The 13,074-nt window shown below is 45.9% G+C and carries 9 protein-coding genes; 2 read left to right on the forward strand and 7 right to left on the reverse strand.

Annotation, left to right across the window (positions count from 1 at the left end):
• Positions 1–121: 121 nt before the first annotated feature.
• The 6 genes from LFX25_RS17330 to LFX25_RS17355 form a co-directional block, all read right to left on the reverse strand.
• On the reverse strand, positions 122–2,245 hold the full coding sequence (locus LFX25_RS17330) for a DUF4139 domain-containing protein (protein ID WP_238731349.1): 2,124 nt from the start codon (positions 2,243–2,245) through the stop codon (positions 122–124).
• Positions 2,246–2,342: 97 nt separating this feature from the next.
• Positions 2,343–3,644: a sterol desaturase family protein gene (locus LFX25_RS17335; RefSeq protein ID WP_238731350.1), complete on the reverse strand. Its 1,302-nt coding sequence runs from the start codon at positions 3,642–3,644 to the stop codon at positions 2,343–2,345.
• 220 nt (positions 3,645–3,864) lie between these two features.
• Positions 3,865–5,388 (reverse strand): OmpP1/FadL family transporter, encoded by a 1,524-nt coding sequence (locus LFX25_RS17340; protein ID WP_238731351.1) that lies wholly within the window; start codon positions 5,386–5,388, stop codon positions 3,865–3,867.
• Between the two features lie 171 nt (positions 5,389–5,559).
• Entirely contained in the window at positions 5,560–7,440 is a 1,881-nt protein-coding gene (locus LFX25_RS17345) for a chloride channel protein (protein WP_238731352.1), read from the reverse strand.
• 66 nt (positions 7,441–7,506) lie between these two features.
• A complete protein-coding gene (locus LFX25_RS17350; RefSeq protein ID WP_238731353.1) occupies positions 7,507–8,286 on the reverse strand; it encodes a hypothetical protein in 780 nt (259 codons plus the stop codon).
• Entirely contained in the window at positions 8,283–9,194 is a 912-nt protein-coding gene (locus LFX25_RS17355) for a CPBP family intramembrane glutamic endopeptidase (protein ID WP_238731354.1), read from the reverse strand. The genes LFX25_RS17350 and LFX25_RS17355 overlap by 4 nt, the downstream gene beginning before the upstream one ends.
• Positions 9,195–9,256: 62 nt before the next feature.
• On the opposite strand from LFX25_RS17355, the gene LFX25_RS17360 reads away from it, so the two are divergent.
• Both LFX25_RS17360 and LFX25_RS17365 read left to right on the forward strand, forming a co-directional pair.
• Positions 9,257–10,177, forward strand: coding sequence for a LysM peptidoglycan-binding domain-containing M23 family metallopeptidase (locus LFX25_RS17360; RefSeq protein WP_238731355.1), 921 nt, complete (start codon positions 9,257–9,259; stop codon positions 10,175–10,177).
• Complete coding sequence (locus LFX25_RS17365; RefSeq protein WP_238731356.1) at positions 10,170–11,249, forward strand: SMP-30/gluconolactonase/LRE family protein; 1,080 nt, start codon at positions 10,170–10,172, stop codon at positions 11,247–11,249. Before LFX25_RS17360 ends, LFX25_RS17365 begins: the two co-directional genes overlap by 8 nt.
• Before the next feature lie 124 nt (positions 11,250–11,373).
• Here the strand turns inward: LFX25_RS17365 and LFX25_RS17370 are convergent, their stop codons facing one another.
• Positions 11,374–13,056 (reverse strand): NADPH-dependent assimilatory sulfite reductase hemoprotein subunit, encoded by a 1,683-nt coding sequence (locus tag LFX25_RS17370; protein ID WP_238731357.1) that lies wholly within the window; start codon positions 13,054–13,056, stop codon positions 11,374–11,376.
• Positions 13,057–13,074 lie beyond the last annotated feature (18 nt).

Raw genomic sequence — 13,074 nt, forward strand, 5'->3', positions numbered from 1 at the left:
TCTCGAAAAACTCGGAACAAGCTTCTTTACGGAAGAATTCTCCCGTTTGTCCGCGAAAACTCCACACGCATCGGATGCTTGTTTCAACATTGAGAATATTCTAAAATTAGAATGTTTCATTTTAATATCCTCCCGAACCCGGAGTGCGGATCAGACGATTTTCCGCGGGATGACTGACCGAATATTCGAACTCGATCGTTTTCTTCCCGCCGGCCGGAAGTTCCATTTTGTAGGTAAGAATTCCTTCCTCGTTTTTAACGGGAACGTCTTTGCCGAATTCGAATTTGATTTCCACGCTGTCGTCCACGGTATAAGGAACGCGATCGATCAAGGTAAGGTTCGCGTTTCGTTTTTTACGGTTCTTGATTTCGATGCTGACCTTGTATTTGATTTTTGTTCGCGATGAAATCACTCCTTCTTTTTGTTCGAAAGAGGTTTCTCTTCGATTCACGAGAATGTCGCGATCTTGGCCGAGTTCCATACGGATCGCTTCGCCCGGTTTACTCACGCTCACGATCGTGTTTCCTAAAAGAGTATTTCCCGAAAAAACTTCCATCGGTCCCGCAAGCAAAGGTTCTCCTTCCGAGTTCGAAGCCTCGACGGTAAGATAAGCTCCCGATCCCGCCAACGGAGAAGAGGAATATCCCGGCGTCAAAGAAAGAGACTTCTTCTTTAGAAAAACCTTATTGAGGGAACGATCGGATGGAATCGTTTCCGAAATTCCGGATGCGTATTGATAATCGAAACCTTCCAAAGGAGAAGGAGGAATCAAACCGCCGGGAACTTTTTGCGAGGAAAGAATCAAACTTCCTTTGCGCAGCAGTTCTTCCGTGTAAGTTTCGATCGAGTTCAATTCCTTACGGGAGAAGTCCGAAAGTTTCGAAAACTTTTTGAGAGCTTCCTGTCCGTAATAGTTCGCCTGATCGTATTGACCGTTGTTGAAGTTGTATTGCTGATTCGCTAAATCGGTTTTCAACTGATTGAGATTGTCTTCGGTGCGGAGAGAATTCGCTCGATTGGAATAATTCTGCTGAATGATCTGACGCGATTGTTCCATAGGAGCCGGTGCGTTTTTCGCCCGCTCGTTGTTTTGTGCATAACCGTCGGCTTTGGAAGGAGCGCGTTTGCTTAATTTGCCCGTGGCCTTGAGTTCTTCCTTTTTCTTTTCGCGTGCCACTGCTCCTGCACTCGGTGCGACATCCGCACGATCATAGGCGGCTATCTCTTCATTGTCATTGTAAACTTGTTGTTTCGTTTCATCAACGGAAGATTGCGTTTGAATTCTCCACTCGCGAACGATCGGAAGATCGATGTCCAAGTCCGGATTGGAAGCGGTAAAAAAAAGTTTCACCTTATCCCAATCTTCTCCCGTATCGTTGCGAACGAGAGCGAACCAGCTCAGATCTCCGCTTCTCGATTCGTCCGTAAGCTGTAGCGAATACCGCGGAAACCAGCTCGCCCCGGGAATCAGATATTTGTATTCGATCAAAGCTTCCGCGTCTTCGGAAGTTTCGGTTTCGAGATAAATTTCCTTTTTTTGTTTCGCTTCCAGTCTTCCCAGATGATCCAAACGAGCGTCCACGACCAAACCTTCTTCGCGGACCTGATCCAAGGTTTCCAATTTTTTTTGGCGGACTGCGGACAACTGGTTTAGATGTTCTTGATATTGTTTTTGAAAGCCGGATAAAAATTCGGGATCTGCGATTTCTTCCTGAGGCGCCGGATCTTTTTTTACGACCGGAGAAATTTTTACGATCGCCTTTTCCTCTTCGATCAATTCCTGAATTTCGGAACTCAAAAGTTCGATCTGATCGTTAAGGATCTCTTGTCGCTTTAATAAAGATGCGATTTCCTTCGTTCTCGCCTTTCGTTCCACGCGGATCTTGCCGCGAATTCCGCGGATCTTGATCTTCTTGGAAGAATCCGGAAAACGAACCGAGATCGTTCTTTCGGAAACCATCTCGGGAATTTCTCCGAGATAAATTTCGGAACTTCCCGCTTTGATTTTGGCGCGAAGATTTCTCGTAACGTACGCAAAGCTGGAATACAGAACGACGGATTGAATTTTGGAAGGATCGGGTTTATCAACGGTCGCCGTCGCAACTCTTTCCCCCGCTACGGGGTCGACGTCTTCGGTTTCATCCTGACCGCGAGCGGGCGGTGTCGTTAGAACGATTATGGTAAGAATTAAGATTGGAAATAACTTTTTTTCGATCCGCAACGATCGAAAGGGATGTCTTCGCATACGGGTTTTCTCCAGGAAACCGGATTTCTTCTTCACGAAAAGAAACACCGGCTCCCGGAAAGGGTCAACCGTTTTCCCTAAGGGTAGAAAGCGGATTTCAGAAAGTACTTTGTGTTTGGGGCTTTTGACCTCGAATCGAAAAGAATCGTTTCTGACTGATTAAAAAACCGCCGAAGATCGCAAGCGATACGATCGATCCTATCTGAAGAATTCTAGGCAAAGCGAGAATCCATTCGTTGCTCAAAAACAATGTCAGCTTTTCAACACCGGTAAAATCCATCGGAAAAAGGAATGAAATAGCCGCTATGGAACTCATCCTTACGATTTCGGAAATCAAACCGCTCGTCTTGGTTTCAAAGATAGCGCTGATATTCCAGAACGTCCAAAGAATATAAAACCCGAGAATCAACATCTCCAGTAAAGGAAGTTCTTTCTTAAATTCGATATAAATCATCGATGCGCCGATTCCCAACGCGAATTGAACCGCGGAATACGTCATCAATGTCGCGGGAATTTCCGTATTAAATTTTTTGTATGTTTTCCGATCGATTTCGGGAGGTGTGAGAAATTCGCCCAGATCGGAGGGCTGCCAGCCCGGAGGTTTGAACCAAACCAGAAATTTGTCCTTCCAATTTTTCGTTTTCCAAGCCATCCTCGCGAGATCCTCGAATTGATGAATTTGTGCGTGAACGGGACTCCAAGTCTGAAGCGGTTTTACGATTCCGTAAATCGGCTCGTCCTCCTCTTCGATATACGTTCCGAGCATTCTATCCCAGATTGCGAACGTGCCCGCATAATTCTTGTCGATGTATTTCGGATTCCGCGCGTGGTGAACCCTGTGTTGAGAAGGTGTGTTCAGGATATACTCTATAATTCCGAGTTTGCCGATCAAACGAGTATGAATCCAAAATTGATAAGCGAAATTGATCTGGATACAAAGCACGAACATCAAAGGGGAAAATCCGATGATCGCCAGCGGAAGATAAAACGGAAGGGAGAAAATATTCTGAAAGATCCCTTGTCTTAACGCGGCTGTGTAATTGTAGTCCTCGCTTTGATGATGAGCAACGTGCGAAGCCCAGAGTATGTTGACCTCGTGACCCAGACGATGGTACCAATAATAACAAAAATCCGCCAGAACGTAACAAGCGATCCATCCCCAAATGGAGGTATCGGAAATTCGAAATATTCCAAAATTCTTATACACCCAAGCGTAAATCGCGACTAACCCCACGGTTATGAAAACCGTAAAGACCTGCATATAAATTCCGGCGGTTAAATTGCTGACGGAATCCTTAAAACGATAAACCGGTTTCTTAACCGCGTATCCTACGATTAGCTCCACGACCAGCAGCACAAAAAAAACGGGAGTAATCAGCTCGATGAGATTCTTTTCCATTAGAGTTCGCTTCCTTTCCTCTTCACTCGAGAATTTACGTTGTTAAGGTCCATAGATTCCTTAAGGAATCCATGGACAACGAGCGCAAAATCCTAACTCAAAGTGGCTCTGTAGCGAACGCTACTGTCAACAAAAAAGGCGAACTATAAAAATACAATCGGCCAGGATAACCTAACGTACGTTATGGATAAAATATTAAAAACGAATGGATTCTCTTTTTTTAGAAGAAAAGAGTCATAGAAACTCCAATCGTCCAGATATAACCCCCGTATGAATAATTCGGATTTCTTTCCGTTGGAACGTATTTATTGACTTCCATCGCTTTCAACTGGTGATTTTCGATCACGACGTCGAAGACGATCGGTTTACGGAGGCGGTTCATAAACCGGAACGTTGTCGGACTAAATATATAGGAAAACCCTAAGCTGAAAATATTCCGATCCGAATCCATCCAGTTGTTGGCTCCGGGCATCGCAGGAAGAGGGGTGGGTTTGGTCGCGAAACCTACCCTTGTTTTTAAGAATTTAAACAGTGAGTATTCCGCCCCGATCCGAAAGTTCGTCGTATCATGGAGGTAAAACGCTTCCGAATATTTTTCCTTAATGCGCGACATTTTGAACTGACTCCAGATTTCGCGGTTCGCATCGAAACTAAGAACCAAACGATCGTTCGGGCGAAATGCAATCCCGTACGAGAAAACTCTCGGGTTGAATCCGTCCAAGATTGCGAGATCGAAGTCCAATTGGATTCCGAGCAAGGTGGTTTGAGCTCTTGCGGGAACCGGATCGATTTGTGCGACTGTTTCCCGTTTGTAAGAAGCTCCTAAACTGAATTTACCATACGTAAACTGTAGACCGTATGTCGGATTGACGAGAGGTTTTACGGTAAGAATCACCTGTGAGTTTGCCGAAACGGGATCAGGGGAAATCGGAACGTCCTTCATCAAAATACTACCCGTACCTCCGGCGGTTGCGGTAAAACCGACTCCTGCAAAAAGACGATCCTTCCAAAGTTCAAGGCCGAGACCTCCCATAATGGTCGGCCTTTCGTTGCTGATCCCCTGTTGCAGATAACGTGGAACGGTTGGATTCTGATCGTTGAGAGTCATCAGATTTCCGCTGCCCGGAACAAGAGCGTTGATCCCGAAACGAAGACCTCTCCCGAGATCGAACATATCGTTCAAGTTGAGAGTCAATCCGAGACCGACAAAACTATCTCTGATTTTCGTAATATTCTGATTTCGTGGGGCATTCGTGTGCGAGGTCGGATTCGCATAGTGATATTGAAAACTGACTTCGTGAACGTTTCGTTCCGGACGACTGAGCGGCTTATACTTTAAAACGTCTTTTGTAAAACCTTCCTTTGTATCTGTCCAAAGGCGTTTGTACCAAGGTCCGGTTGCAACGATCGGTTGGGTAGCCGGGTCGACCGCAGCGGGATCTGCGTTGGGCGGAGTCAGCGGAGGAGCATCCTTGTTTTCAGGATTTTCCGCACCGCTGGTTCGGGCTTCTTTTTCGATCGAGGCAAGAATCAAATCCCCTTCGGAAAGCCTTCCGAGTCCGGCTGGATTGTAAAACACAGCGGACGAGTTATTGACGATCGCCGTAACCGCGCTTCCCATCCCCGCGGCGCCCGGATGCGCGCCGTAAATGTCCCCGTAACTTCCGGCTTTGATTTCTCTCGCAAAGCCGATTCCTAAAAGTAAACCTATCCCGAACGTTCTTTTTAACTTGAGAATTTTCAATTTCGCCTGCCCTCTTCATCCCTCTCAAAGGAACCAAAGATACATTTTGACTTCTATGTTTCGCTGATATTATTATTAAATATCAGTTATTTTTAAAAAGTTCTGATTATCTTATAGGTCGATACTTAAAAAGTCGAGAAAAAAATTGGAGCGTACGTTACAGTCAACGAGTTATGTTTCATTTTTCAGGAACGAAGGAAGCGATTTCGCGCTTTTGGGAAATGTGTTTTCGAAATAGATTTTCATTAAATCGGCAAAACGCAGATAACCGATAAAACGAGCCTCATCAACGATCGCAATTTTATCCAAGTCCTGATCGATTAGATTCTTCAGTAAACTCGCCAAAGAATCGTCCAGAGTTCCGCAAGGAGCCGAAGTGTCCGTAACGTCCCCGACCGTAATCAAATTCCCGGCGACGTTTCTGGATTCGAGGGTATGCCTTGCCTTCCGAAGAGAAAGAATTCCCAGATAGCGATTGTCACGATCCACGATCACGTAATCGCTCGCTTGAATTTTGAGCGCTTCTTCTTCGAGTTCCGAAAGCAATCGATTTTCCTGCGCGACCGCAATCGTGCGGAGTCGGTTCCTGCAACTTCTCACTTGAATCTCTTCCAAAAAATCCCGATTCATATCCCAGAAATGAGCGGGCGATTGAAATCTCGTTTCTTTCTGAGCGCGGTATAAACTCAGCTTATGACTCAACACGAAGGTCAAAATCGAAACGACCATCAACGGAGGAAGCAGGGTATAACTTCCGATCATCTCGCAGATCATAATCATTCCCGCGATCGGCGCACTCGCAACTCCCGCGTAAAACGCTCCCATCCCGACTAAGATAAACGAAGCGACGGAAAGATCGGGATATACAAGAACCTTTGCAAGAGTTCCGACTCCTCCTCCGAGCATCCCTCCGATGAACAACGAAGGACCGAACATTCCCGCGGATCCTCCCGTTCCGATCGTAAACGAAGTGGTAAGAATTTTCATTCCCGCTAAGATGAAAAATAAAGCGACCAGCCGAAGGCCGGTCGTTTGAAACATCGATGAAAAAATTCCCTGCGTTCCGACAGGATCCTTTCCGTCTAACGCGACTTGTAAAACGCCCGCTCCGGTTCCGATCGTCTCCGGCAGAAAAAGTCCGACGGTTCCGATCGCAATTCCACCTAACGCAGGTTTGATGATCGGAGAAATTTTTAGACGGATCGAAAAGCTCTGCACCTTTCTAAAAAATCGAATGAAAGCGTCGCCGCATAAAAAACAAAGAACCCCGAGTCCCAAGTAAAAGATCAAATCGGTATATCTTGAAAATTCCGTGTCCGCTACTCGATACACCGTATTAAATCCGTTGAGAGCGCAGTAAACCAAATACGCGGAAACAGAAGAGATAATACAGGGGATCAAAGAATCGCTTTCGATGTCCTCGCGATAGATCATTTCGACCGAAGTCAACGCTCCGCCGAGCGGGGCATGAAAGATCGCTCCGAGCCCTCCGGCGGTTCCCGCAAGAAGCAAGGTTCTTCTTGCCCGTGCTCCTGCCTTCAACAGAGTCGCAAGCAAAGATCCGAATCCTGCTCCGATCTGCGAAATCGGACCTTCTTTTCCTCCGCTACCGCCGCTCGCAAGAGTAAAGACCGTAGCAACGGATTTAATCAGTGAAACGACGGGATTCATTCTTCCTTCCTGATTGTGAAAGGAATCAATCATCGCATCCGATCCCGTCCCTCCCGATTCGGGTGAGAATCGATTTACGATCCAACCGGTCAACAAACCGCCGATGATCGGAAGAAAGAACAAAAGCCAAGGACGATATTCGTTCGAAAAAGGAATTCCCCCGTGAAGCACGTCGTTTGAGTCGATCAAAAATTCTCCCGAAGCGTGAGGCAGAGAAAGTCCGGCGGCGCGCTCCAGAAATAGATATTCCGAGACCGCGAGAATTCTCGAGAAGACAAAAGCGCCCAAACCGGAAACGATTCCGGTAAGAATACAATAAAAGTATAACGATCGTCTTCCGCTGATTCGAAAAATCGGTTGTTTCACTGTATCCGTATTCATATTCATGGCGATCGTCTTTATAAACGAAAAGGGCGATCTTATTTTCGAAAAAGAAATTCTAAAAACTTAATATTTATACGTGTAGGACAATTCCACCAAACGGTTATGCGTCGTCGTATCCTCGATCGCTCCCGTCATCCGATACAATCTCGGAACCACAAGGGCCGCGACGAAAATCCCTCCGTACGGGGAATCGAATACGTTTCCGCTCGGGCCTTCTTTGTTAAGAAGATTGTCCATCATGCTCTTTTTCGGAATGCTGTTCATCGCAAAGTAATACGCAAGACCGCCGATCAACAAATCGGAAAGCAGGTAAAAGGAAGTCCTTGAAAACGTTTCGCCGGAAGTATAAACGGGGGATTTTCGAGAGTTATATAAAACGGAAAACGCGGGTGAAATCAAATTCAAACCTTGGGAAACGATATGGGACTTTTTTTCCAGCTTTTCGATCTTCTCATCCGGATTCGTTCCGGAAGAAGGAGTGCCGATTCCGGCGGCATCCTTTCTCTGTAATTCTTCCTTAAAGTAATTCCGAAACACCTTTTCCATTCCGCTTTTAGGAGCCTCGATCCGCATAATGCTGACGTTGTCGCGCTTTGCAAATTCTCCCAAATAAACGTTAAACGAATACCGGGAATACCAAGGGTTCGTATAATGATATTTAAATCCTTTCGTCTTCTTGCTGAACTTTACCGAACCTTCCGCGAACTTGTTCAACGCCGCGGAAACTCTCATGTTGTTTTCTTCCACGTTTCCTTCGAGTTCGATCACCTCGGAGGCGCCGAGAGAATAAGCCGTCAAAAGATAAACGATTCCGATCGGAAGGAGTTTGTATAAACGACTCACTGAATCTCCCCTCCTTTGATATAAGCGATCAACAACATGATGGAATTGTAACTAACGTGCGCGGAAATGGAATACCAAATATTTCCGGTTCTCAGATAAAAAAGTCCGAAAAACATTCCCACAAAGCTGAGAAGAATCGGAACGCTCACGGATGTTTGTCCGCTGTAATGAACCAAACCGAAAACGACGGACGTAAATAAAAGACCGGGCATTTCCAAACCGCGGGCTTGGAATTGTTTCAGACAAAATCCGCGGAAGAAAACCTCCTCCACGATTCCGGTGATCAAACCTACGCTGTAAAGCGACCAGAGCAATAAGGCGCGATTCCCTTTCATTTCTTTGAAAAGCGCCTCTTGAAATTCGTTCGGAGTCTGTTTGCCGAAAACTTTGGTAAGAAAAAAACCGAATACGATTACGAACAAAAAGACCAAAGCGCCGAGTCCGGCTCCGGTAAACATAGTCTTGAAATCGAAAGGATCGCTGAGGTTGGCGTATTCCGCTTTAAAGAATCTCACCAAAATAAAATACGCGGGAAGAATAAAACAAAGGGCCCAGATCAATCTGTCCACGATCAAAAGCCAGGGTTTTTCCTTAACCATCACATCGACATAACGATGATAGATTTGTTTCGTATCGGTTTGGATTTCTTTCTGAAATTTTTCGGCGGTCTGTTTATAAATTTCCGCTCTTGTTTCCCCGTCGAGATACGGGAAGTCGCTCGGAAGTTCTTTCGAAATCAAAACGGTAAGAACGATCGAAGTCGCGATCAAAGGAAGAAGGATATATGTTCCAAGAATCAAAACGAGAAGCTGTTGAAAGGCGATAAAAACCGGTTCAAAGGGTTTCTTTTGCGGATTGCCGATATTTTCTAAGGATTCCATTGGATCGGGAGTCTCGGTTACAAGCATTTCTGTCTCTTTTTTTGCGTCATTGTTTTTTTAGAATCGGCCGATTCTACACGTATAAGACCATGAAACGTTCTCTTCGGTATCCAATCGGATTCATAACCGCGGCCGTTGCGCTGCTTTTTTTAGAGGGTCCGATCGATTCCCGTCAAAAACCGGAACTTCTAAAAAACTTGGATTACAACAACCAATCCGTAAAACGACTCAGAGAAGACGTAAAAAACAATCTGAGAATCTCCGTTTCCAATCTGGAACGATCCGAACTCACATCCCTCGAATTTTATCGATACGTAGTAAAGAAAGAGGACAACTTCTTCAAGATCATGACGCGAACCGGAATGGACATCGATACGATCTCTTCGGTGAACAGCTTGTCTTCTCCGTATGACATTTATCCCGGAATGGAACTTCTGATTCCTAACATGAGGGGAGTTTACGATTCGGACGAACGGGAGAATTCTTCCGCCGCTCGGAAAAAACTTTCCAAGAAATACAATCTCTCCGAGAAATTTATTTCCTTTGATGAAGGAAAGGAACTTTGGTTCATTCCCGGAAAAGGACTCCCGAAAGAAGAACGATCATTTTTCTACGGAGTCGCTTTTTACAGACCTTTAGGGGAAGAAGGAATCGTTTCCTCCCGTTTCGGAAAACGGAAGGATCCGTTTACGAGAAAGGAAACGTTTCACGGCGGATTGGACATCGCGGCGGAAGAGGGAACTCCCGTTTACGCTTCTGCGGACGGAGAAGTTTCCTTTTCGGATAAGAAGGGCGGCTACGGAAATCTGATCGTACTCAATCATCGACTCGGCTATGAGACGTTATACGGACATCTCAGTTCCATTTCGGTAAAGCCGGGAGAGAGAGTCCGCAAAGGTCAAAAGATAGGAGAAGTCGGTCAAACCGGAAGGGCGACGGGAAATCACCTTCACTTCGAAGTCAGAAGATTCAATCAAAGACAAAGACCCGTCTTTAGAGATCATGCTTAAACGAATTCTACTTTTTATCGGCGTATTTTTACTCACGTCTTTCGCATTTACGACATTTCTGTTTTTCAGATCGCATAAAAACACGGAAGAATATCTGGTCGATTCTCCCTTTGACCCGGGTAAGAACAATTATCTTTTGGAATCGGAATGGATTCATAAGGAATCCTTAAACCGTCCTTACGGAATCGCGATCGACACATCGGGCTACGTTTATACGGGAACCGCGGACAATAAAATCATGCGCGTCCGCACGAACGAAAAGGTGGAAATCTTTGCGGTCGTGAATGGAAGACCTTTGGGAATGGTTTTCGATTCTTTCGGAAATCTTTTGGTCTGCGTCGAAGAAACGGGAATCGTGGAAATCAAAAAGGACGGCTCTCAAAGAACGTTGATTTCCAAAATGCCGGACGGCTCGGCGCTTCGTTTTCCGCACGGGATCGACGTTTCCAAAAACGGGAGAATTTATTTTACAGTTTCAAGCAGATCGCATTCTTGGAACGAATCCTTTTTAGAAGAACTCTCCTCGCTTCCGGACGGAATGATTCTCGTCGCGGATAAGAGCTCGAACACATTAGAAATATTGAATAAAGAATTGTTTTATCCAACGGGAATCGCATTGTCTTCCAACGAACAATTTCTGCTCGTTACCGAACCGTTCCGTCACAGGGTTTCTTCGGTTCCTTTGTACGGTCCGAAAAAAGGGGTGGAGAAGTTTTTTCTTACCAATATTCCCGGAATTCCAGGTTTGATTTCAGGAAACGGCGGTTCGTTTTGGGTCGGAATTCCGTATTATCGAAACGAAGTTTTGGATCGGGCTCAAGAATATCCTGAAATCAAAAATCTGTTATCCGGTCTCCCTACGTTACTTTTTGCGAGAAACGCGCCGAGAGGATTGGTCTTCGCGTTGAACGACTTCGGGGATATTACGGCGAATTATCAGGATTTTTCGGGTTCTTCGATCAACGGAGTGACGGCCGTTTTGAACCACGGCGGAAGCATCTACTTGGTTTCTTCAAGCATCGGTAAAATCGCGAGAATGAAACCGATCATCGAAGAAATTCAGTTTTTCTAATATTCAAGAAACTTACAACTCAAAACGGCCCCTTCGATCGGGATCTCGGCTTTATGCCGAAATCCCTCGATAAGACTTCGTCGTCTTCGGCCGCGACACTTTCCACGGATCGTGTCGCGGATTCTTACATAGATCCTAAGGTTTCTCTGAATCTTTCCAACGGAAAACGGTTTACGAAGTCGCCGAACTTTTCTCCGGGATTTCCTTCGTTCTTCCAAAGCGTGAACACTTTTTCGAGTTGATTCGGAATCTCGGCAAGAGGAACTTTTTTCGCTACGTATTCCCCTACTTTGGTTCCTTCCGAATCCGCTCCGAGGAAGATGGAATATTTTCCTCCGGCCATCTGACCGACAATTCCCACTTCGGCGGAATACGGTCTTGCGCATCCGTTCGGACAACCGGTCATACGAACCACGGGAGCTCTGTCGCTCAATCCGAGTTTGTCCAAAACCTTTTGAATTCCGTTCAGAAGTTCCGGAAAGGAACGCTCGGATTCGGTCAACGCAAGCGCGCACGTCGGAAGCGCAGGGCAAGCGAGTGCGCGATCAAAAAGCGGAGAAGGGCTTTCCCAAGCTACATTCAATTCTTTTAATCTTGTTTCGATTTTTGCACGGTCGGATTTTTGAATTCCGAGAAGAATCAAGTCCTGATCCGCGGTGATCTGAACGCCGAGTTTGTAGTTTCCTATGATTTCTTTCAAAGCCGACTTCAACGGTTTTCCCGGGAAATCCTTGATTCTTCCGGCAAGGGTATGGAACCCGAGAGACAGAGTTCCGTCTTCTCTTTCGTGCCATCCTAAATAAGAAGGGGTCGTCCATGTCGGAAGCGACTTATTCGTATCGAGTTTTACGTTGGAACGGGATTCCACTTCGGTTCTGAACCATTCCACTCCCTTTTCAGCAAGAACGTATTTTAAACGAGCGTGTTTACGATTCGTTCTATCTCCGAAATCCCTGTGAGCGGTTACGATCGCTTCCGCAACGGGAATCAACGCGTTTTCAGGAATCCAACCGAGCAAACTTGCGGCACGCGCAAACGTTTCCGGTTTGTTGTGGGTCATTCCGAAACCGCCACCCGCAAACACGAAATAGCCGTCGATCTTTCCGTCCGAGGATAAAGTCGCTGCAAATCCCATGTCGTTCGCGTAGATGTCCACGGTATTGTTTCCAGCGAGAGTTACGGCGATCTTAAACTTTCTAGGAAGATAGGTTTTTCCGTAGATCGGATCCTCTTCGTCCTTGTTGAGTTGTTTGTCGCCTAACCATACTTCGGCGTAAGCGTTCGTCTTATATTTAAAATGATCGGATAAAAGCTGAGCGACTCCGTCCAACAGTTGGAGATCTTTTTTACCGAGAGGATTTACGGCTTGAGTCACGTTACGCACAACGTCTCCGCATGCACCCATACTCGAAAGATTCACTTCGTGGATCGCTTTCATCACGTCGCGGAGATGAAAAATTCTCAGCGTATGAAGCTGAACCGATTGCCTCGTTGTTAAACGAATCGCCCCCCCTCCGAATTTATCTCCCAGTTCGTCCCAAACCAAGTATTGCTCGGAAGAGAGTCTTCCGCCGGGAATTCTACCCCGAATCATAAAGCTGGTAGGAGCTTCGATATCGTTTCCGTTTTCGTCTTTTTTACGATCTCTGTCTTTCTGTTGATATAGTCCGTGAAACTTAAGAAGCTGCTTCTCGTCCTCTTCGTAGGTATCGATGTTCTGGTCTATGCCTTCAGCGATTTTTCCTCTTAGATTTCTAGAGTTCAGCTTAATCTCTTCTACGGGTGATAATTCTTTTGTTTCTGACATGGCTTGGATCTTTTTCCT

The organism is Leptospira sanjuanensis, assembly GCF_022267325.1.
GTDB lineage: Bacteria > Spirochaetota > Leptospiria > Leptospirales > Leptospiraceae > Leptospira > Leptospira sanjuanensis.

Bases quoted from the DNA above. Each gene is read 5' to 3' on its own strand.
- LFX25_RS17345 (WP_238731352.1), bottom strand. From the start codon at position 7,440: ATGAATACGGATACAGTGAAACAACCGATTTTTCGAATCAGCGGAAGA.
- LFX25_RS17365 (WP_238731356.1), top strand. From the start codon at position 10,170: ATGCTTAAACGAATTCTACTTTTTATCGGCGTATTTTTACTCACGTCT.
- LFX25_RS17330 (WP_238731349.1), bottom strand. From the start codon at position 2,245: ATGCGAAGACATCCCTTTCGATCGTTGCGGATCGAAAAAAAGTTATTT.
- LFX25_RS17360 (WP_238731355.1), top strand. From the start codon at position 9,257: ATGAAACGTTCTCTTCGGTATCCAATCGGATTCATAACCGCGGCCGTT.
- LFX25_RS17355 (WP_238731354.1), bottom strand. From the start codon at position 9,194: ATGCTTGTAACCGAGACTCCCGATCCAATGGAATCCTTAGAAAATATC.
- LFX25_RS17335 (WP_238731350.1), bottom strand. From the start codon at position 3,644: ATGGAAAAGAATCTCATCGAGCTGATTACTCCCGTTTTTTTTGTGCTG.
- LFX25_RS17370 (WP_238731357.1), bottom strand. From the start codon at position 13,056: ATGTCAGAAACAAAAGAATTATCACCCGTAGAAGAGATTAAGCTGAAC.